Raw genomic sequence first — 18772 nt, 5'->3', positions numbered from 1 at the left:
TTGAAACGGGATAACGATGAACGGCTACCCAGAGGATAGCCGTTCATTCGATCAATCAGAGAGATATTTCAAGGTGATGAAATATTCTTTTTAAAATCTTTAGCGGGCATTATAAACCTATTAGAGGCATCAATGAACCCTGCTGTTTTTTTACCTGTTCTGGCACTGCCCCGACAAAAGCCATGATACCTGAACTATAGCGATATCAGCCCGACGAATCAGCGGAGGATTTTTGATGGCTTCAGGTTCAGATCACCCGGTTCCAGCCCTTCTCGCGCCAGACGTATCGTCACACGGCGGTTTTTTGCCCGATTAGCTTTTGAGCTATTCGGTACAATAGGGTAACGCTCACCATGATATCGTGCTGTAATCATCGCTTCATCCAAACCACGATCCAGCAGATAGTTCAGCACAGTATCGGTTCTCTCTTTGGACAGCTTACGGTTATCACGACGAGAACCATAACTATCAGAGTGACCATCCAGATAAACAAATTTCACATCCGGATCCGCTTTAATATAGCGAACAATCAGGTCCAGCAGATCCTTATCTTTCTGGGTAATATCATAGCCACCACCCGGAAAATAGATCGCCCTGCGGGAAATCTGATCAAAATTCACAGGCAAAAGTTCTCCGGCACATAACACATACTGACGATAAGCCGGTTTAAAATTCAACGCACTGATGTAACCTCGAATCGCATCATAACGCGTATCTTTCGGTCGCTGCAGGAAAGTAGGATTCATGCCCTGGTGGAGAGACTCAACCATCAGGTGGGCTTGTTCTGAACCAATATTAATGCCCTCTTCACCTGAACCGACTTTGATTTTTCCCAGATCAAGCGGGGCTGTCCCTGGTTTCCAGTCTGGCGCAAAGGCCATCAATTCTGCATTGCCCGGCTTCAGAGGCTGCCCCAGAGGTTCAAGAAAGAATTTCAGATCTTCCCCCGAACGATGGGTAAATCTGGCCCGACCCATATGAGGAATGTCATGCCAGAACTCACAATACAAGGGAGAAGGTTCAGTCGCCTGCCATTTACTTGCACCGATACCCGCTCCATATTCTGCAGCAGATGCCGTACTGATCAGCGCCAGTGCAGACATAGCTGATACGAAGGTAGTTTTTAGTTGCCTGAACACGGACATTGCCCTTGATCTCCTTGATTTGTAAGCACTCTATTCTGACACTTCGGCCAGTAAACTCAAAACTTTATCTATAGAACTATGAAGGAGAATTTGAATCAGTTACCATCTGGCGCAGGTACGACCATGTTTTTTCATTATATGTTATTTCTGATAAAGAATTAGGGAGCAAGCCTTGGAATCTTTTTCCCCAGAAGCGGAGTTCTATTATGACAAGCATCCGCTTTCCTACCGGTTTCGGGGCTTTCTGCCTGTAGTGGTTGACGTTGAAACAGCCGGGTTTAACCCGAAAACGGATGCCTTACTGGAGATTGCCGCTGTAACCCTGACCATGGATGAAGATGGTTACCTGCATCCTTACAATACCTATTCCTGTCATGTTGAACCCTTTGAAGGGGCTAACATAGAGCAGGCTGCGCTGGAATTTACCAAAATTGATCTGGATAACCCTATCCGTCAGAGTATGGCCAAAAGTGAGCAACAGGCTCTGGGAGAAATATTTAAACCCGTTCGAAAAGCATTGAAAGAGTTTGACTGTACCAGAGCAATACTGGTAGGACACAATGCCAGCTTTGATCAGGGTTTTCTGAATGCTGCCGTGGAACGAAGTGGTATAAAACGTAATCCTTTCCACCCATTCTCAAGCTTTGATACTGCAACGCTATCCGGCCTGGCTTATGGACAAACCGTCCTGGCGAAAGCCTGTAAGGTTGCCGGTATTGATTTTGATGGCAGTCAGGCTCACTCGGCCCGGTATGACACAGAAAAAACGGCTGAGCTATTCTGCGCTATTGTGAATCGCTGGAAAGAGCTGGGTGGCTGGGAATTAGCCGCACAGGAACAACACCGCCTGAGAGACTAATAATAACCCGCGCAATCGCCGTCTGTTACGTACTGTTTACGCTGCGACAGAGCAACTCTTTGTTGCAACGGCACGGTACGACTATAAGACAAAAAAACCCGGAGCATTTAAGCGCCGGGTTTTTTTCTGCCAGATTTAAAAGCAACGCTTTTAAATAGCAGCGAAAGCATTAATAAACGGATGATTACAGTTTATCAGCTTCGTCAGACAGGTAAGCTGCAACACCTTCAGGAGAAGCAGTCATACCCTTGTCACCTTTGTTCCAGCCAGCAGGACAAACTTCACCGTGCTCTTCTGTGAACTGCAGAGCATCAACCAGACGCAGCAGCTCATCCATGTTACGCCCCAGAGGCAGATCGTTAACAATCTGAGAACGTACATTACCTTCCTGATCGATCAGGAATGCGCCACGGAATGCAACACCAGCATCATGCTCTACATCATACGCCTGGCAGATCTCATGCTTAACGTCAGCAACCAGAGTGTACTTAACAGGGCCAATACCACCTTCGTTAACCGGAGTATTACGCCATGCATTGTGAGAGAACTGAGAATCAATAGACACAGCAATAACTTCAACGTTACGTGCTTTGAACTCTTCCATGCGGTGATCCAGAGCAATCAGCTCAGACGGGCATACAAAAGTGAAGTCCAGTGGGTAGAAGAATACCAGACCATATTTTCCATTCAGAGCTTCGGTCAGGTTGTAGTTATCAACAATCTGGCCATCGCCCAGAACCGCAGCAGCAGTAAAGTCAGGAGCTTTTTTTCCAACCAATACGCCCATTTCAATTCTCCAATCGTTAGGGTAGTTCACACAAATTTGCCAGACCGGCGCTCACATTTTAAGAATCTTCTTAACAAAGATTTCAAGTATAGCGAGCAATTGATCTGTCATGGGAAAATCTGATTACATTCTGATGAAACAGACCGTTTTACTGATTTGTCTTAGCAGCTTCAGCGATCAGCGTCTGTAATTCACCAGACTGGTACATTTCAACAATGATATCGCAACCGCCAACCAGCTCACCGTTAACCCACAGTTGCGGGAACGTTGGCCAGTTTGCGTACTTAGGTAACTCTGCACGGATGTCAGGGTTATCCAGAATATTTACAAACGCAAATTTTTCACCACACGCCATCAGGGCCTGTACTGCCTGAGAAGAAAAACCACACTGAGGCATCTGAGGGTTGCCTTTCATGTACAGCAGAATTGAGTTATTGCTGATCTGTTCTTTAATGGTGTCAATAGTTGTGCTCATTCTTGAACCCTTTGATGTAACGGCAAAAAAGTCGATTTCGGTATTAACCTGGTAATTCAGTCAATTTTAACTCGCCTGAAAATAAAATGCAGCCTCCTCAACAGTAATTCAAGGCAAGATGATTATTTTTTTCTGAAAACGACATCTCAGTTCAGAACAAATTTACCAGCCTCTCACACCACGGGTTTCCAGCCAGGCTCTGCTATGCGAAAGTTTATACCATTGACATCGCAATATTTTATCTATAGCTTTTCATCTTTGGTCCTTAAGCGGCAGCATTTTATGGCTGCCGTTTTCTGTTTCAGGGCTGAAAAAATCTGTCGCACAATGTCGGTTTTGTGGGTTAACCGATCATCATAAGAAAAATAGCAGACAGGGATTTCAGACTCACGCCGTCCGGATACTGCATCAGTGGGAAACTGACAGGTTCGGGCGTAAACGGAAAGAAGAGCACCTTATATCAGATTACAGACTCGTCTTCCGTGTTTCAGGCCTGATGAAACAGGCCATCATTTTTACTGGGATTGACTGGAAAAACCAATGGCAAGACATTTTTTAACTCTGCTGGACCTGACACCGGATGAACTCAACTACCTGATTGATCGGGCAATAACCATCAAGAAAGGCCTGAAAGCCGGTGAGATATACGAACCTCTGAAGAATAAAGTACTGGGTATGATTTTCGAAAAATCATCGACCCGTACCCGCGTTTCTTTTGAAGCCGGTATGACTCAGTTTGGTGGCAGTGCTATTTTTCTGTCTCCTCGCGATACCCAGCTGGGGCGTGGTGAGCCCGTAGAAGATAGCGCTCGTGTACTGTCTGAAATGGTTGATGCCGTGATGATACGAACATTCGATCACGCCACAATAGAGCGGTTTGCCGAGTACTCTTCAGTCCCTGTCATCAATGCTCTGACAGATGACTACCATCCTTGCCAGTTACTGGCAGATGTACAGACATTTGTTGAGCAACGCGGAAGCATTAAGGGTAAGACTGTGGCCTGGGTAGGTGATGGAAACAACATGTGCCACTCCTATATCAATGCAGCACGTCAGTTTGATTTTCATCTCAATATTGCCTGCCCGGAAGGTTTTGATCCGGCAGCCGAACTGATGGAAGCGAACAAAGACCGTATTACTCTGGTGCGCTCACCAGAAGAAGCTGTAAAAGGCGCTCACCTGGTCGTTACCGATGTATGGGCATCAATGGGTCATGAAGAAGAACAGGCTGAAAGAGAAAAAGCCTTTGACGGCTATCAGATCAGCCCGGCACTGATGAACACTGCAGCAGATGACGCTCTGTTTATGCATTGTCTGCCAGCACACCGTGGAGAGGAAATCAGCGAAGATATGCTGGACGATGAACGCTCCGTCGTCTGGCAGGAAGCTGGAAATCGCCTTCATGCACAGAAAGCCTTGCTAGAATTCCTGATTCTGGGCAGAATTGAGAATTAATCTTAAAAGGTTGTATAAAGCCCAGCTTGTCTGGGCTTTTTTATATCTGGCATAAGGACTTTCTGAATGAGCACATTACTGCAGGTTGACGCTATTGAATGCCGCTATGACCAGCTGGTGATCACCCGGGATATATCTTTCTCTTTAAACCAGGGAGATATCTGCTGTTTACTGGGTCCCAGCGGATGTGGAAAGACAACGCTACTCAGAACCATCGCCGGGTTCGATCCTGTGTATTCAGGAAGCATCTCTCTGAATGGATCGATTATATCTTCACCAGATACTCTGATTGAACCAGAAGAACGCCGTATCGGCATGGTATTTCAGGATTATGCTTTATTTCCACACCTGACCATCAGGGAAAATATTGCATTTGGTCTCAGAAAGCTCAGCAAACAAGAAAAAGGCGAGCGGGTTACCGAAATGCTGGATCTGGTCAACATGAGAGATTTGATTGACCGTTACCCTCATGAGCTTTCCGGAGGTCAGCAGCAAAGGGTTGCTCTGGCAAGAGCCCTTGCCCCTCGCCCCCAGATGATACTGCTGGATGAACCCTTCTCTAATCTGGACTCAGAGCTGCGCAAACACCTGGGTCTGGAAGTACGCCGGATTCTGAAGTCACAGAATATCAGTGGCGTTCTGGTCACCCATGACCAGACAGAAGCCTTTGCAATGGCAGACTATGTTGGTGTACTGAATCAGGGACGTATGCAACAGTGGGATACGCCATATAATCTTTATCACGAACCCGCCAATCAGTTTGTCGCTAACTTTGTCGGCCAGGGTTACCTGATACCGGGCCAGCTTCAGGATCATAATAAGGTCAGCACCGAAGTGGGAATAATCGAAGGTAACAGAGCCTACCCCTGGGCTGATGGTACGGATGTCGATGTGCTTCTGCGTCCTGATGATATTATTGAGAATCCGTCTGGCAGTATTACAGCAATCGTCGATCAGTATACTTTTGCCGGATCAGCTACCCATTATCGTCTGCGCTTGCCTTCAGGACTGATTGTAGAATCCATGTTCAATAGTCACGCTGAATATGATATTGGTGACCCGGTACGAATTGAAGTCAAAGCGGATCACCTGATCCTGTTTAATAATAATGTAAAAGATAACCCTGTTTCAGTATAAACGACATATTTGCCGGGCCGCTCTGGCCCGACTATACTGGAGTCTCTCACACCGGCGGCCATCCATTCAGACCGCCGTGTCTGCTTTTTTATCGTCAGCTAAAAGCGAAACCGCTTTCTGCTTGCGGCGAATATATAATGTTCTTCGAACCCGTGCTACGACCTCACCCTCAGCATTTTTTATAAATACATCGAATTCAGGCAAGAATTTCGAACCATCACGGGTTTTCTGATGTACTTTTTCCAGAAATCCCTGAGGCAGTGTAAACTCAGCCCAGACAGTAGACTCACCAGGCTTTATATACTCAATAGTTGCTGATTTATCCCAGACGACGAAATCCTTCCCCAGGCTCTCCGCCAGCATCAGCACATAAAAAGGGTCTGTCATGGCATATAACGAGCCGCCAAAATGAACGCCCATATAATTACGGTTATACCAGCGCAATTTCATACGCACACGGGTATAACTAAAATCACTGTCCAGCTGCTCTACTTTCACTCCAGCCCCCAACAGAGGAGGCCACAGAGCAATACCCCATTTAATCAATCTGGCTCTGAAACTCATAGTTGATCCCGATTTAATCTTTAAACACTCTGATGAATAGCAGACAGTAACCGCAGATGCAGTAGCCATCAGTTACTCCGGACAGAAACAGATGACTATCCCTCTCCGGGATGGCATTATGATGAACAAACCAAAAAATACAAACGTTTGTTTTATTTTTTAAAGAATAAAAAAGGAAGGTAACACCGACCTTCCTTTCAGTATAATAAATGGCAAACTAATCAGGCATCAATATCCAGAACATTGCCCAGAGACTCCTGATTGGTTCTGACTTCAGCCTGACGACGGGCCAGTTCACTGGACTGACTCTCATTCAAATCAGGAATATCTCCGATTGTATTTCTGGTCGGAGCACGTTCAGTCGTCTCAGCCGTGCGATTGACCTGATCTGTTGGCTGCGAGCTGATCGCCACCCGATCCTGCAAAGCGTTCTGTCCATTAACTCCAGCGGTTGAGGTAGGCTGAGAATCACCGGCTTCTTCCCGACGGGTATTACTACGAGCGTCTGTTCTCTGCTGCGCCACATTATTAGTACCAGCAAGCTGGCGGTTCACCAGAGTGGCTTGCGACGAAAGGGCTTCAGGCATAACGAACCTCCAGTCAAATTTAAGGCTATCCAGGGATTCATTCAGTCAAAGACGACTGAACCCATACGAATACCAATTATGACAACTGGCACAGGTATGGGTTCAATATAGCTCTTTTCTTTAATCCGGGAAAGCATTCCCGGAAAACGATCAGTTCTTTGACTTGTCATTAATGATGAAATAACCAAGCCCTACAAAGAAAGCAATAGCACCACCAACAACCAGTAAACCTGCAATTACAGCATCATCTACGTACATGACTCTCACCTCACCCGGGTTATAAACCGATTAACTGATGACAGGTTAACAAGCCATCAGGGGGAAAACCCTGAGCCAGATCAAATTTATTAGCAGAAGCTCATCTGACTTATGACCGACATCAAAAAAATGAATAATTATTCATATACACAGGTATTTCACCATTTTTCTGTATCAGAAAAACAGTATCAACCCACCTTCTCAGCAGATCCGATTCGATCTGTCATATAACGCCCCATCGCCTCCAGTTCTGCCAGGCAAACTTCATGACTCATAGGCCAGACATGCCACTGACTCTCACCACTGATAGCCTCCGTACTCTCAAAAGCTTTTTTACCCATACCGAAAGGCACGACATCATCATAACTGCCATGAGCATGCCAGAAATTCAGGCCACTCAAATCAGACGAACGCTCAACGGGCAAAGCCTGATAGGTAGATAACGCAAAAATGGTATCGGGTAACACTGAATCAGGGTATTTTGCTTTATTTACAGCAGCCTCCAGCACAACAGCACCACCCTGAGAGAAGCCAGCCCAGAAAATCCGGCACGCTGGAATCCCTGATGCAATTTGCTCCTGTGTCAGGCGATGAAGGTCACGCGCAGCACCTTCCAGATGTTCCTGCACAATTTTTCTTTCTGGCAGCATCTCCAGAATGTCATACCAGGCAGGCATCTCCCAGCCCGCATTAATTGTTACCGGTCTGACAGGAGCCTGAGGAAATAAGAATTTCACTTTCAGATCAGCCGGAATATTAAGATAGGGTACAGCCGGTACAAAATCATCTGCGGTAGCGCCTAAACCGTGTAACCAGATTACACATGCTTCAGGCGATACCAGTTCACCGGCTGATTTCAAGCCATCCTGTATCATAAAATACTCCGAATCAATTAAAGAACTGTATCTGCTTTATCCGGAGAATTTTGCGAAATAATGAAGCAATAGGCAAATCCGGATCTGTGTTCAGATAGCCGGGTAAAAACATCTCTGCAAAAAATAAATGTATCTCCAGAGCACCGACAGGAAAATATCGAAATACTTTGTATTCAGCTATACAATCGATAGATTTACTTTGAATTACCTTACACTTTTATCTATTCTGACCGGCCTGTATTCCATCATCAGATTATGTTTTCAGTTCCGGACACAAATTTCAGCCATGCTAAAACGCCTTCCTTCCGCATTTATCCTGTGCTTTGTACTCCTTTTGGGAGCTTGTAGCACCACTCCGGCCTCTCCCCCTTCTGTCAGTGACCGTCATGTTGTTCAGAGAGGAGAAACCTTCTACGGCATCGCCAGAAAATATGGCGTCAGTGTTCCGTTGCTGGCCCGCTATAATCCTCGTGTCGTACCTCATCGATTACAAGCAGGGACAGAGCTGAGTATTCCGGTAAACAAAAAAGAAGTCGCTGCAGACAGAGTGCCTTACACTGTTCAGAAAGGAGACACGCTGAGTAAACTGGCCAATCACTTTGCTGTCAGTCTGAGTGCTCTTAAAGTCAGCAACCCCGGTATTGATTACAATCGCCTGAAGCCTGGTCAGAAAATATGGATACCCGTCAGAGAAAGGACAGTCACAGGCTTTAACTGGCCACTGCAGAACCCCAGGATCTTTAACGGGTTTGGTAAAAAAGACTGGGGGCTGCAGAAAGGCGTTAACCTGGCGGCAAAGAAAGGGCAATCAGTTCTGGCCTCTAAAGGCGGAACAGTCAGTTTTGCCGGGGAAATGAGAAGTCTGGGAAAAGTCGTCATTATTGAACATGCAGATGAACAGCAAACCGTTTATGCCAGCTGTGAAACCCTGAAGGTAAAAGCAGGAGATAAAGTCCAGCAGCGGCAAATTATCGGTACTGTCGGCTTTAACACTCTGATCAATAGATATGCTCTGCATTTTCAGTTCAGAGACAGAGGTACACCTTTACCACCAGAAAACTATCTGCCTGAAATCTGAGTAGTACATAACCTTCAGCCTGGCAGCAAAGAAACAATCTCAGCATCAATATTTCTTTCCTCTACGGCCAGTGGCCGGAGAGGAAAAGGCATAAATATCGAAAACGGTTGTACAGGTACTTACTGGCGTAATCTGTCAGAATCATACTGAGTTATATTGGTTCACGTCTCTTTCAATAGCCCGGCTGGCATAGGCTCAGATGGTTTAGAGTAACTGGTACGGTATCCATTTTCATCGACCCAGGCCGACACCAGCTCTGCCGGTGTCACATCAAAGTAGACATTTCTGGGCGTGACGAAATCAATGGAAGGTAACTGAAGTTCATCGGCCTCCATCTCCTCAAGCTCAGTTTCACTAACCGTTCTGGAGCTGTGTTTATAACTCTCAGCAACCACCCAGAAAGGCACTCTGACTTCCCGTGCTGCCAGTGCCATCAGGTAAGTACCCGCTTTATTAATCACAGAACCATCAACCAGTACGCTATCAGCGCCCATCAGCACCAGATCAGCTTTATAGATAAAGTTTCCGATCTGGGCTTCAGTAATATAAGTTGTCGGAATCTTCAGCTCAGATAAAGTCCTGGCCATACGCCGACCTTCAATGCCAGGCCGGGATTCTGTCATGATCACTTTACATTCAATTCCCTCGATAGACTCCAGAATCTGCATCACAGTAGTGCTGTAGCTGTGCACCATAATTATTGAGCCCGGTACAATCTGCGGACTGACCTGCTGAGTAATCTTTTTCACTGCCTGTACAGAACTGGTGGCCAGATCTCTTGCTTGTGCAGCTGCAAACTGGCGGGCCTCAGCCAGGTCACCCATCGGCATCCCGGACATACGCTCAATCCAGCGCTGCAGAATATTCCACAATACCAGCATACTCGGACGAGCTAATTGCATCTGCATAGCCAGATCCAGTAATTCACTTTTCAGCTCATTGGTATCAGCAACATCACAGGCCTCAGCATAATCCAGCAGATCCTCCAGCGCACTGCGGGACAACTCACTACCTCCCTTGCGCACATCTTCTTTAACAGCCCGGATGCGCCTTTCTTTAAACTGATCGTTATTACTGTACATTGTTTACCCTACGTTCTGAATTCATCCAGGTGCTGTTGCAGTAAAGCCAGGTTTTGTCTGATAGCCTCCCAATCCCTTTGTCGGATGCAGTTCGACGGCGCCAGCCAGGTACCACCGGCAACAGGCACATTACCTAATTGCAGATAGTCTCTCATATTATTCAGTGAGATACCCCCGGTTGGACAAAAGTTCAATTCAGACAAAGGGCCTGACATCGCTTTTAACATAGCGACACCGCCTGCAACTCCGGCAGGAAAAAACTTCTGAAACCGAAACCCGTACTCTCGTGCTCTCATCACCTCTGAAGGTGTCATCACTCCGGGAATAAAGTTAATCTCGGATTGCCCGCCCGCCATCAGCAATGCCTCTGTAGCACCGGGAGAGACAGCAAAATCAGCTCCGGCCTGAGCAGCTTGCTTCAGCTGAGTGGCACATAAAACAGTCCCAGCACCAAGAGTCAGCTCCGGGTATCGCTCATGAAGCAGATGAATAATATCAAGAGCATTCGCGGTTCTCAGGGTAATCTCCAGCACCCGAAAATCAAACTCCAGCATGCACTCTGCCAGAGGTAAAGCCTGTTCCTGAGACTCCAGTACCAGTACAGGCAAAATTTTCTGCCTGTCTAATTTTGCCAGCAACATATCCGAAGTTCCTTGCTCTGTTGACTGAAATGAATCGGAAAAATGCGGGGTATCCATAAAGTATTTACTCAATTTATCGTTTTAAGTGTAAACGTTTTTTCAGAATCAGCATGATGACAGGCTGGGCCAGAACAAAAAGCAATGTCACCACACTCAGAGCCGTCATACCATCCAGTACTCCCTGGTCATCTGCTGTAAGAAACCACGAACTCCCCGTAGCTGCGACGCCTGTAGCTACATGCTGAAAAGCCGATTGCGCCGAAGCATATGCCGCTCTTTCGTGAGGTTCTGGCGTCTGACTGGTCAGGGCATTCTGCGCTACCCTTCGGGCTGAAGAGAACAGCATGAATCCGGCAAAAACCCAGGGGACCATCGCCAGCTCAGGCGTATTCAGAAAACCACTCCATAACACCAGAGCTAATCCGGAACAGGTCAGCGTACCTGTCAGCACACTGCCAAATTTATCGGACAGATAACCGGTCAGCTGCATCCCGACTAACGACACCACACCTCCCAGCATATAAAGCTCGCCAACGCGCTCCCGAGGGAAGCCCAGATTAAACTGCACATAAGCAGACAGATTCGGAATCAGTAAAAAATTACCAAACATAGAAACAACGACCAATATCAGCGCCATACGAGTCAGAGGGGCTTTCAGCAGAGGAATAATACCCGTCGCCGGGCTGCCCTTATGCCTGTTTTTATGACTGTTCATTACAGGGAGTAAAAACCACAAAGCAATAAGAAGCCCCAGACTGGCCAGTGCAATGGCCTTGAAAGGGGCTTGCCAACCCGACCATGCTGCCAGCTCCATCCCGAATGGAATACCTGCAATCGCAGCGACCGAAAACGAGCCCATCGCAATTGCCATCGCTCTGCCACGGCGCTGCTCCGGTACCACATCGATAATCATAGCCATACCGATCGCTGCAGCCGGACCACCAAAAAAACCAGCACAGACTCTGGCCATCAGAAGCGTTAACTGATCCGTAGCCAGAGTGGCAGCAAAGGTACTCAGGGATAAACCAGCCATGGCGACAATGGCCACAGAGCGTCGATCAAAACGGTCCAGGTATTTACTGAGAAAAAAGCCAGAGGCTGCGGCGGCAAACGTATAGCTGCCACCAATCAGGCCCAGTTCAGACATAGGAATATCCAGAGCCTGAGCAAAGTCAGGTCCCAGTGGCATCACCATCATAAAATCAATAATATTAATAAACTGCATCAGGGTGACCAGAATCACTACCCGCCATTCACCGGGCAATTCATCAGAGACAGAAGAGGTCATAACGACTCCATAGGATTTTGAAGAGACTCAGTGCTGAGTACGGATCTTTTTTTCGGTCTTAATGCCCAGACGACGAGCCAGGCGTACCAGGTTTGCCCGATCAGTGCCCAGATAACGAGCAGTTGCCGCCCAGTTCATCCCCTGATCCTGCAAAGTATTAAGAATAAGCTGTTTCTGGAACTGCTCTGTTTCAGCCTTAAGGCTCAGCCTCCCAGAAGCGTTCTGCATTCCGGGAAGCGGTATTATCTGTTCCGGCAAATGTGTCGATAATGTCCTGTTGCCCGATACCTGTCGGACCTCATCGGTCAAAGCCAGCCCCATCAGGTGACTGGCCTTGATGCGGATGACGGCTCTATGGTCTGCTCTTAACCTGACGGAACGAAAGCCGTCCAAACCGCTTTGTGCTAATAATGCTGCCCGGCTGATGACATGCTCCAGCTCCCGGACATTTCCCGGCCAGTGATACAGATTCAGTTTTCTGATCGCCTGGTCATCCAGCACCAGCTGAGCCAGCCCAAGCCTGCGGCGTACCTGCTCGGCAAAATAGCCGGCTAATACAGTAATATCACCTTCTCTTTGCCTTAATGGCGGAACCTGCACCGGATATACGCTTAATCTGTGGTACAGATCTGCGCGAAATAAGCCTTTTGCCACTTCATCGTTTAACAAACGATTCGTCGCGGCAACGACACGTACATCGACATGACGCACATTATCCTGCCCCACGGGCTGAATCTCCTGGCTCTGTAACGCCCTTAATAGCTTACTTTGTATCGTAAGAGGTAATTCTCCAATTTCATCAAGAAACAAAGTACCACCATCCGCCAGACTGAATTTACCTTCCCGCTTTTTATCTGCCCCGGTAAAAGCACCTTTTACATGGCCAAATAATTCGCTTTCAACCAGATTTTCCGGGATAGCAGCACAGTTGATATAAACCAGGGGGCCTTCAGAACGCCGGGACCATTCATGTAATTTACGCGCCACCAGCTCCTTACCGGTACCCGTTTCTCCTTCGACTAATACCGTGTAATCAGAGGGTGCAACCAGTTTCAGCTCTTGCCTGAGCTTCTGCATGACAGGACTATCACCAATAATTTCTCCGCCGTCCCGATACAACGCTTCCTGAGTCAGCTCGGAAATCACACTATGAGAGTGGTGACTGTCTTCTTCCAGCTGTTGCAACCGGATCGCAGTTTTCAGAGATGCGGCTGACATCGCAGCCATCAGCTCCAGAGTATGAGGCTCAATCTCATCAAACATGCCCGGTACCAGACTATCCAGCGTCAGGACACCAATCAGATGATCATCAGCCCGCAGGGGAATTCCCATACAGGAGTGCACAGGCAAATCCCCCCGCTGCCCTTGTACCAGCCCATCATAAGGATCAGGCAACCGGGAATCTTCTGGAAAAATGACAGGAATATCAGAACGGCAGATCTGCCAGAACCTGGGGTGCTCGGACGTTATAAAGCGACGGCCATCCAGATCTGCACTCAGGCCTTTATGGGCCAGAGGTTTCAGCGTATCACCAGAAACAGCCAGCAAGGCAACCGCATCGCAGGGAATCAGACTACGTACCGTTGTTAACAGCCGATCAAATCGATCCCGGTCACTCAGGCTGTCCGCCATATCAATTGCCAGCTGTATCAGAGCATTATGGGAGATAAATTTCATAACTCCCTATCATGTTCAAAAGACCTTAACGTGTCAAAAAGACATTTAATCAAAAGAGTCATTAAGACATATTTTATCCACAAAAAACACGTAACTAATTGATTTTAAAAAACTTTAAAACACGGGCACGCTCTATGCTAACACTAGAGCAGATCGGATAAAGATCAACATAATGCCGGCTTCATATATTGACCCGGCCACTCACATCAAAACATCTGAATAAAAGCGTCTTAAAAAGAAAAAGCGATATACCTCTGTAACAACAGGAGAAATACCGCAATTTTTTATAGAGAAACGTTGTTCAGGTACTTGTGTACCGCACTGAAAATATAAAAGGAAATCTGATGTTAACTGCTGAACAGATCTCTCTGGTTAAAAGTACTCTGCCTTTACTATCCGAAGCGGGACGTGACGTGACGGATTACTTTTACAACAGGATGTTCAACCAGCATCCTGAACTGAAAAATATTTTTAATATGAGCAATCAGCGCTCAGGCAGACAGCCACTGGCTCTGTTTAATGCCCTGGCCGCTTATGCCACACATATTGATAACCTGCCGGTACTACAGCAGGCCGTCGAGCGCATTGCACAAAAACACGCCAGTATGGATATTCAGCCGGAACAATACGATATTGTAGGCCATCACCTGATAGAAACCCTGAAGGAACTGGCTCCGAATGAATTCACACCGGATGTAGAAGATGCCTGGCGGGCCGCTTATCAGCAGCTGGCCAGCGTTTTTATTCAACGTGAAAAGCAGATCTATGACCACAACGCCCAACAGACAGGTGGATGGCGTGGTGCCAGAAACTTCCGTCTGCTTGAAAAGCATGTTGAATCTGAACTGGTAACCAGCCTGATTCTGGCTCCGGTTGACGACTCAGCCATCGCCAGTTTTCAGCCCGGCCAGTATATCGGTGTGCGCATTGAAACTCCTCAGGGGGAATATGACAGAGCCATTCGCCAGTATTCTATCTCAGACAAACCTAATGGCAGTACTTACCGAATTTCAGTTAAACGAGAGGCCATCTCCGATAATAGCCAATCACCAGGTCTGGTATCAAACTATCTGCATGATCAGCTGAATCCCGGTGATGAGATTGAATTATTTGCCCCTACTGGAGAATTCTTCCTGCAACCGTCTGAGCGCCCGATCGTTCTGATATCCGCCGGTGTTGGACTGACTCCGATGATGTCAATGCTGGAAACACTGGCTGACCAGAAAACAACTCAGCCAGTGTTCTGGTTACATGCCTGCGAAAACCAGCAGCAGCATTCTTTCCAGAGACGTATTCACGAATTATCTGAATGCCTGTCGCTGCAACAGTATACCTGGTATAACCAGCAAACCTCTGCAACAGAAGCCATGAATAACAGTACAGGCCGGGCTTGTTATAACGCAGGACTGATGAACCTTGAACCCCTTCGGGAGCAGCTCCCGGTCACAACAGGGGATTTTTATCTTTGCGGCCCAATTGGCTTTATGCAATTTGCTTATCGGCAACTACTACAACTTGGTGTCAGTCAGGAGCACATCTACTACGAGACCTTCGGCCCTCATCAGACACTGGATAGCTGAATGATCCTTCATCACGGGAGTTCCGGTTAAAACCGGAACTCCTGCAGGCATAATCATCGGAGAATACGTTTATCTGTAACCCAAAACAGGTGGAAGAGTATAAAAATGCTTCTACTCAGCAGTCCCTGTTTCTGAATTCAGAATATGCCTGACGGCCGGGCTAATTTGTCATACTATTAATTTTTTGTCTGATAATTCAGACAATTGAACAGTACACATCCCTTTCTTCCTCGTGTTATAAGTCTGTTTACAATAAGAAAATGCCTGTACGGAGACTGACAGGCAGCACAGAGAGAGCCTCATGAAACAAGCCGCTCCCACAGCAGACCTGGCGAGGAAACACGCCTTTAAGGTACTGGCTGATTCCTTTGAAACCTTTTATGGCAACGCTATCGCCATAGACACAACACACAAAATTACCTGGATTAGTGATGGTTACAGAAAATTTCTGGGTATTGACCACGATCCGGCCGGACAACCGATAACGCGCTATATCCAGAATAGCTATCTGCCTAAAGTGGCTGATACCGGTGAACCAATTCTACTGGATCTGCTCTGGCTACAGAAAAGATGGATACTGGTTAGTGTGATACCTCTTCAGTCTGATGAGGGAGAGATCATTGGCGCTTTTGGCTTTGTGGCGCTGGATAATCAGAAAGAATTCAGTTCACTGACCAACCGGGTCAATAAGCTGCAGCAGCAGCTGGATTGTGTCACCAGCCAGCTGAATCAGGCACGTAAGAACAAATATGGTTTATCTCACATATCAGGGCGTAGTGAGCAATTACTGGCAATTAAAAACCAGGTACGCCAGGCTGCCCGTTTTGATATCTCAGTGCTCATCACCGGTGAAACAGGCACTGGTAAAGAGCTGTTTGCCCATGCTTTGCATGATCTGTCCTCACGATCAGACAAGCCTTTTATTTCACTCAATGTAGCAGCGATTCCGGATAATCTGATCGAAGCTGAATTTTTCGGGGTTGCACCAGGAGCCTATACCGGTGCCAGTAAACAAGGACGAAAAGGCAAACTGGAACTGGCTAATACGGGCACACTGTTTCTGGACGAAATCGGCGATATGCCTTTAGAAGTTCAGGGCAAACTACTCAGAGTACTTCAGGAAAAAGAGTTTGAAGCAGTGGGTTCTGACACCATTAAAAAAACGGATATTCGCATTGTCGCTGCAACCAGTCGTAATCTGGTACAGATGATTGAGGACGGCGAGTTCAGGGCTGATCTGTATTATCGTCTGAATGGCATGCCGATACACCTGCCACCACTACGTCAGCGCCTGGACGACATCGACCTGATCGCTGAACGTATTCTGGACGAAACCTGCGCTCGTCTGAATATCGCCCCTAAATATCTGAGCACAGGAGCTTTACCCGTACTTCGTAGTTACCAATGGCCCGGCAACGTCAGAGAGCTGCAGAATGTACTGGAAAGAGCCGTGATTATGGCCGAGGATCATGTTGAAATCAGTGCTCAGTTGTTAACCGGTTTATTACATAATGACCTGGGAACGGTCTGTATTCCGTCATCATCTGAGTCGGTTATGGAAACATTCTGGCCACAAACCAGATCCGACATATCAGAGACAGTACAACAGCACAACAGATCAGATCTGCCTCCTATTCCATTAAGCCAGCAGCTTGCTGAAGCAGAGAAAGCGGCCATTAAGCAGGCTATCCACTATACCAGTGGGCATAAAGCTAAAGCGGCTGAAGCACTGGGCATATCCAGAGCGACATTATACGAGAAGATGAAAAAGCTGGAAATTTAGCCAGACAGGCTGAAGCTTAACGCTCATATAAAATAGAAAATGCTGATACAGAATAATCCGTACCAGCATTTTCTATTTGATTCTCTCTGACAAATATCACGGCAGAAGATGTAAAATCATCGCTTCTGGATAGTTATTCCGTTTCCCGGAACACACTCTGTCAGATACTAATTTCTGCTCCCAGAGCACGGGCAAATTGTGCCAGCCAGGCAGGATGTGCAGGCCACGCCGGAGCAGTAATCAGATTACCATCCGTCACGGCCTGATCCAGGGCAATATCCTGATAATGACCACCAGCAAATTGCACTTCCGGAGCACAAGCCGGATAAGCTGAGATATTTTTGCCTTCGATCACACCGGCTGCAGCCAGCAACTGAGCGCCATGACAAATAGCGGCAACCGGCTTGCTCTGATCAATAAAGTACCGTATCAGATCCAGTACCTTCTCATTCAACCGCAGATATTCCGGGGCACGACCACCCGGAATAATCAACCCTGCATATTCAGCCGGATCAATCTCATCAAATGCAGCATTCAGGGTAAAGTTATGTCCGGGTTTTTCGGTGTAGGTCTGATCGCCTTCAAAATCGTGTATTGCGGTACGCACCTGATCACCGGCCTTTTTATCCGGACATACCGCATCAACCTGATAACCCAGCATAATCATCGCCTGGAAGGGCACCATAGTTTCATAATCTTCAGCAAAGTCACCCACCAGCATCAGAATTTTTTTCGCAGAACTCATCTGTAGCACTCCTGTCGTATCAACACATTTTCTTGTCTTTGTAGTGTTTAAGCAGTGTAACGACAGAAAACCTTCACCAGGTAATAGCCCATTACTACATTGTTGAACGCCAGTATTCAAATGATTGCAAGCCAGACAAAGAATACAGAAGCGTTTCTGTGCAGCAACGAGCAATCAATCCTCTATCAGACTTTCAGCATGGCTGCTCAGAGTTTCCATCAACCGGTGCAGTGTTTGCTGATCTTCGGCAGACAGTACCTGCAGCAGTTTCTGCTCCTGCGCCATCACCTGAGGTACAATCTGATTATATAATTCAACGCCCTGTATCGTCAGCGTTAGCACCGATGTCCTGCGATCCCGTTCACTCTTACTCTGATTAATCAGCTCAGCCTGCTTAAGCCCACTGATAGCCCGACTGACCTGCATTTTGTCCAGCCCGGTAAAATTAGCGACCTCTTTAGCCGACATACTCCGATGCATAGCCAGAGTCGCCATCACCCGCCATTCATAACGCGTCAGATTAAAACGCGCTGCATAATACTGAGCAACAGACTCACTGACTCTCTTCTCCAGGATCGATAAACGAAACGGAAAAAAATGGCTTAAATCAAGAATATCGCCAGCGTTGCCACTGTCTGCCCTGCCATTATTCATAACACCTGGTCCTGAATGAAACTCATAAAAATACGCGCTGATGCAAGACATCAGCAATCGAATAATAAAACGAATTGACAATAGTAACAAATGATACTAATC

The 18772-nt window shown here is 47.0% G+C and carries 19 protein-coding genes; 6 read left to right on the top strand and 13 right to left on the bottom strand.

The features are described from left to right. Positions 1–218 precede the first annotated feature (218 nt). Positions 219–1145, bottom strand: coding sequence for a flagellar protein MotY (locus H4O21_RS06700; protein ID WP_182808072.1), 927 nt, complete (start codon positions 1143–1145; stop codon positions 219–221). A 172-nt stretch (positions 1146–1317) separates the two neighbouring features. Here H4O21_RS06700 and rnt point away from each other — a divergent pair, with 172 nt between their 5' ends. Next, positions 1318–2004 carry a ribonuclease T gene (gene rnt, locus H4O21_RS06695; RefSeq protein ID WP_182808071.1) on the top strand — a complete coding sequence of 229 codons (687 nt, stop codon included), beginning with the start codon at positions 1318–1320 and terminating at the stop codon, positions 2002–2004. A 184-nt stretch (positions 2005–2188) separates the two neighbouring features. Here the strand turns inward: rnt and H4O21_RS06690 are convergent, their stop codons facing one another. Both H4O21_RS06690 and grxD read right to left on the bottom strand, forming a co-directional pair. After that, a complete protein-coding gene (locus H4O21_RS06690) occupies positions 2189–2791 on the bottom strand; it encodes a peroxiredoxin (RefSeq protein ID WP_182808171.1) in 603 nt (200 codons plus the stop codon). Between the two features lie 148 nt (positions 2792–2939). Further along, the gene (gene grxD / locus H4O21_RS06685; RefSeq protein ID WP_182808070.1) at positions 2940–3266 is read right to left on the bottom strand and encodes a Grx4 family monothiol glutaredoxin; all 327 of its coding nucleotides are present in this window, start codon (positions 3264–3266) and stop codon (positions 2940–2942) included. A 540-nt stretch (positions 3267–3806) separates the two neighbouring features. Here grxD and argF point away from each other — a divergent pair. Together argF and H4O21_RS06675 are read left to right on the top strand one after the other, a co-directional pair. Then, on the top strand, positions 3807–4721 hold the full coding sequence (argF, locus tag H4O21_RS06680) for an ornithine carbamoyltransferase (RefSeq protein ID WP_182808069.1): 915 nt from the start codon (positions 3807–3809) through the stop codon (positions 4719–4721). Positions 4722–4787: 66 nt separating this feature from the next. Continuing rightward, entirely contained in the window at positions 4788–5858 is a 1071-nt protein-coding gene (locus H4O21_RS06675) for an ABC transporter ATP-binding protein (RefSeq protein ID WP_182808068.1), read from the top strand. 66 nt (positions 5859–5924) lie between these two features. Here the strand turns inward: H4O21_RS06675 and H4O21_RS06670 are convergent, their stop codons facing one another. The 4 genes from H4O21_RS06670 to H4O21_RS06660 form a co-directional block, all read right to left on the bottom strand. Continuing rightward, the gene (locus H4O21_RS06670) at positions 5925–6491 is read right to left on the bottom strand and encodes a DUF4442 domain-containing protein (protein WP_255487176.1); all 567 of its coding nucleotides are present in this window, start codon (positions 6489–6491) and stop codon (positions 5925–5927) included. 152 nt (positions 6492–6643) lie between these two features. Continuing rightward, positions 6644–7009 carry a hypothetical protein gene (locus H4O21_RS06665; protein ID WP_182808067.1) on the bottom strand — a complete coding sequence of 122 codons (366 nt, stop codon included), beginning with the start codon at positions 7007–7009 and terminating at the stop codon, positions 6644–6646. Positions 7010–7159: 150 nt separating this feature from the next. Beyond that, positions 7160–7267, bottom strand: a complete 108-nt coding sequence (ccoM, locus tag H4O21_RS26090) for a cytochrome c oxidase subunit CcoM (RefSeq protein ID WP_305082222.1) — start codon at positions 7265–7267, stop codon at positions 7160–7162. A 188-nt stretch (positions 7268–7455) separates the two neighbouring features. Continuing rightward, complete coding sequence (locus H4O21_RS06660) at positions 7456–8142, bottom strand: alpha/beta hydrolase (RefSeq protein WP_182808066.1); 687 nt, start codon at positions 8140–8142, stop codon at positions 7456–7458. A 286-nt stretch (positions 8143–8428) separates the two neighbouring features. Between H4O21_RS06660 and H4O21_RS06655 the strand changes: the two genes are divergently transcribed. After that, entirely contained in the window at positions 8429–9220 is a 792-nt protein-coding gene (locus H4O21_RS06655; RefSeq protein ID WP_182808065.1) for a LysM peptidoglycan-binding domain-containing protein, read from the top strand. 161 nt (positions 9221–9381) lie between these two features. Here the strand turns inward: H4O21_RS06655 and H4O21_RS06650 are convergent, their stop codons facing one another. From H4O21_RS06650 to norR, 4 genes are all read right to left on the bottom strand, one after another. Further along, positions 9382–10302: an eIF2B alpha/beta/delta subunit family protein gene (locus H4O21_RS06650; protein WP_182808064.1), complete on the bottom strand. Its 921-nt coding sequence runs from the start codon at positions 10300–10302 to the stop codon at positions 9382–9384. Positions 10303–10310: 8 nt separating this feature from the next. Continuing rightward, positions 10311–10943 carry a bifunctional 4-hydroxy-2-oxoglutarate aldolase/2-dehydro-3-deoxy-phosphogluconate aldolase gene (locus H4O21_RS06645; protein ID WP_182808063.1) on the bottom strand — a complete coding sequence of 211 codons (633 nt, stop codon included), beginning with the start codon at positions 10941–10943 and terminating at the stop codon, positions 10311–10313. A gap of 73 nt (positions 10944–11016) precedes the next feature. Next, positions 11017–12231, bottom strand: coding sequence for an MFS transporter (locus tag H4O21_RS06640; RefSeq protein WP_182808062.1), 1215 nt, complete (start codon positions 12229–12231; stop codon positions 11017–11019). 27 nt (positions 12232–12258) lie between these two features. Further along, on the bottom strand, positions 12259–13908 hold the full coding sequence (gene norR / locus H4O21_RS06635; protein WP_182808061.1) for a nitric oxide reductase transcriptional regulator NorR: 1650 nt from the start codon (positions 13906–13908) through the stop codon (positions 12259–12261). A gap of 344 nt (positions 13909–14252) precedes the next feature. Between norR and hmpA the strand changes: the two genes are divergently transcribed. Together hmpA and H4O21_RS06625 are read left to right on the top strand one after the other, a co-directional pair. After that, a complete protein-coding gene (hmpA, locus tag H4O21_RS06630; protein ID WP_182808060.1) occupies positions 14253–15488 on the top strand; it encodes an NO-inducible flavohemoprotein in 1236 nt (411 codons plus the stop codon). A 301-nt stretch (positions 15489–15789) separates the two neighbouring features. After that, on the top strand, positions 15790–17271 hold the full coding sequence (locus H4O21_RS06625) for a sigma-54 interaction domain-containing protein (RefSeq protein WP_182808059.1): 1482 nt from the start codon (positions 15790–15792) through the stop codon (positions 17269–17271). Between the two features lie 160 nt (positions 17272–17431). Here H4O21_RS06625 and H4O21_RS06620 read toward each other — a convergent pair whose 3' ends face one another. Together H4O21_RS06620 and H4O21_RS06615 are read right to left on the bottom strand one after the other, a co-directional pair. Next, the gene (locus tag H4O21_RS06620; protein WP_182808058.1) at positions 17432–18016 is read right to left on the bottom strand and encodes a DJ-1/PfpI family protein; all 585 of its coding nucleotides are present in this window, start codon (positions 18014–18016) and stop codon (positions 17432–17434) included. A 174-nt stretch (positions 18017–18190) separates the two neighbouring features. Then, positions 18191–18670 carry a MarR family winged helix-turn-helix transcriptional regulator gene (locus H4O21_RS06615; protein ID WP_182808057.1) on the bottom strand — a complete coding sequence of 160 codons (480 nt, stop codon included), beginning with the start codon at positions 18668–18670 and terminating at the stop codon, positions 18191–18193. Positions 18671–18772 lie beyond the last annotated feature (102 nt).

It is taken from the genome of Oceanospirillum sediminis, from assembly GCF_014164585.1.
GTDB lineage: Bacteria > Pseudomonadota > Gammaproteobacteria > Pseudomonadales > Halomonadaceae > Oceanospirillum > Oceanospirillum sediminis.
Note: the sequence above shows the minus strand (reverse complement) of the source record. Positions and strands in the feature narration are given on the sequence as shown.

What these genes read in the sequence shown, in the direction of transcription:
- H4O21_RS06700 (WP_182808072.1), bottom strand. Translation starts at nt 1,145, where the DNA reads ATGTCCGTGTTCAGGCAACTAAAAACTACCTTCGTATCAGCTATGTCT.
- H4O21_RS06690 (WP_182808171.1), bottom strand. Translation starts at nt 2,791, where the DNA reads ATGGGCGTATTGGTTGGAAAAAAAGCTCCTGACTTTACTGCTGCTGCG.
- grxD (WP_182808070.1), bottom strand. Translation starts at nt 3,266, where the DNA reads ATGAGCACAACTATTGACACCATTAAAGAACAGATCAGCAATAACTCA.
- argF (WP_182808069.1), top strand. Translation starts at nt 3,807, where the DNA reads ATGGCAAGACATTTTTTAACTCTGCTGGACCTGACACCGGATGAACTC.
- H4O21_RS06675 (WP_182808068.1), top strand. Translation starts at nt 4,788, where the DNA reads ATGAGCACATTACTGCAGGTTGACGCTATTGAATGCCGCTATGACCAG.
- H4O21_RS06670 (WP_255487176.1), bottom strand. Translation starts at nt 6,491, where the DNA reads ATGGCTACTGCATCTGCGGTTACTGTCTGCTATTCATCAGAGTGTTTA.
- H4O21_RS06665 (WP_182808067.1), bottom strand. Translation starts at nt 7,009, where the DNA reads ATGCCTGAAGCCCTTTCGTCGCAAGCCACTCTGGTGAACCGCCAGCTT.
- ccoM (WP_305082222.1), bottom strand. Translation starts at nt 7,267, where the DNA reads ATGTACGTAGATGATGCTGTAATTGCAGGTTTACTGGTTGTTGGTGGT.
- H4O21_RS06660 (WP_182808066.1), bottom strand. Translation starts at nt 8,142, where the DNA reads ATGATACAGGATGGCTTGAAATCAGCCGGTGAACTGGTATCGCCTGAA.
- H4O21_RS06655 (WP_182808065.1), top strand. Translation starts at nt 8,429, where the DNA reads ATGCTAAAACGCCTTCCTTCCGCATTTATCCTGTGCTTTGTACTCCTT.
- H4O21_RS06650 (WP_182808064.1), bottom strand. Translation starts at nt 10,302, where the DNA reads ATGTACAGTAATAACGATCAGTTTAAAGAAAGGCGCATCCGGGCTGTT.
- H4O21_RS06645 (WP_182808063.1), bottom strand. Translation starts at nt 10,943, where the DNA reads ATGTTGCTGGCAAAATTAGACAGGCAGAAAATTTTGCCTGTACTGGTA.
- H4O21_RS06640 (WP_182808062.1), bottom strand. Translation starts at nt 12,231, where the DNA reads ATGACCTCTTCTGTCTCTGATGAATTGCCCGGTGAATGGCGGGTAGTG.
- norR (WP_182808061.1), bottom strand. Translation starts at nt 13,908, where the DNA reads ATGAAATTTATCTCCCATAATGCTCTGATACAGCTGGCAATTGATATG.
- hmpA (WP_182808060.1), top strand. Translation starts at nt 14,253, where the DNA reads ATGTTAACTGCTGAACAGATCTCTCTGGTTAAAAGTACTCTGCCTTTA.
- H4O21_RS06625 (WP_182808059.1), top strand. Translation starts at nt 15,790, where the DNA reads ATGAAACAAGCCGCTCCCACAGCAGACCTGGCGAGGAAACACGCCTTT.
- H4O21_RS06620 (WP_182808058.1), bottom strand. Translation starts at nt 18,016, where the DNA reads ATGAGTTCTGCGAAAAAAATTCTGATGCTGGTGGGTGACTTTGCTGAA.
- H4O21_RS06615 (WP_182808057.1), bottom strand. Translation starts at nt 18,670, where the DNA reads ATGAATAATGGCAGGGCAGACAGTGGCAACGCTGGCGATATTCTTGAT.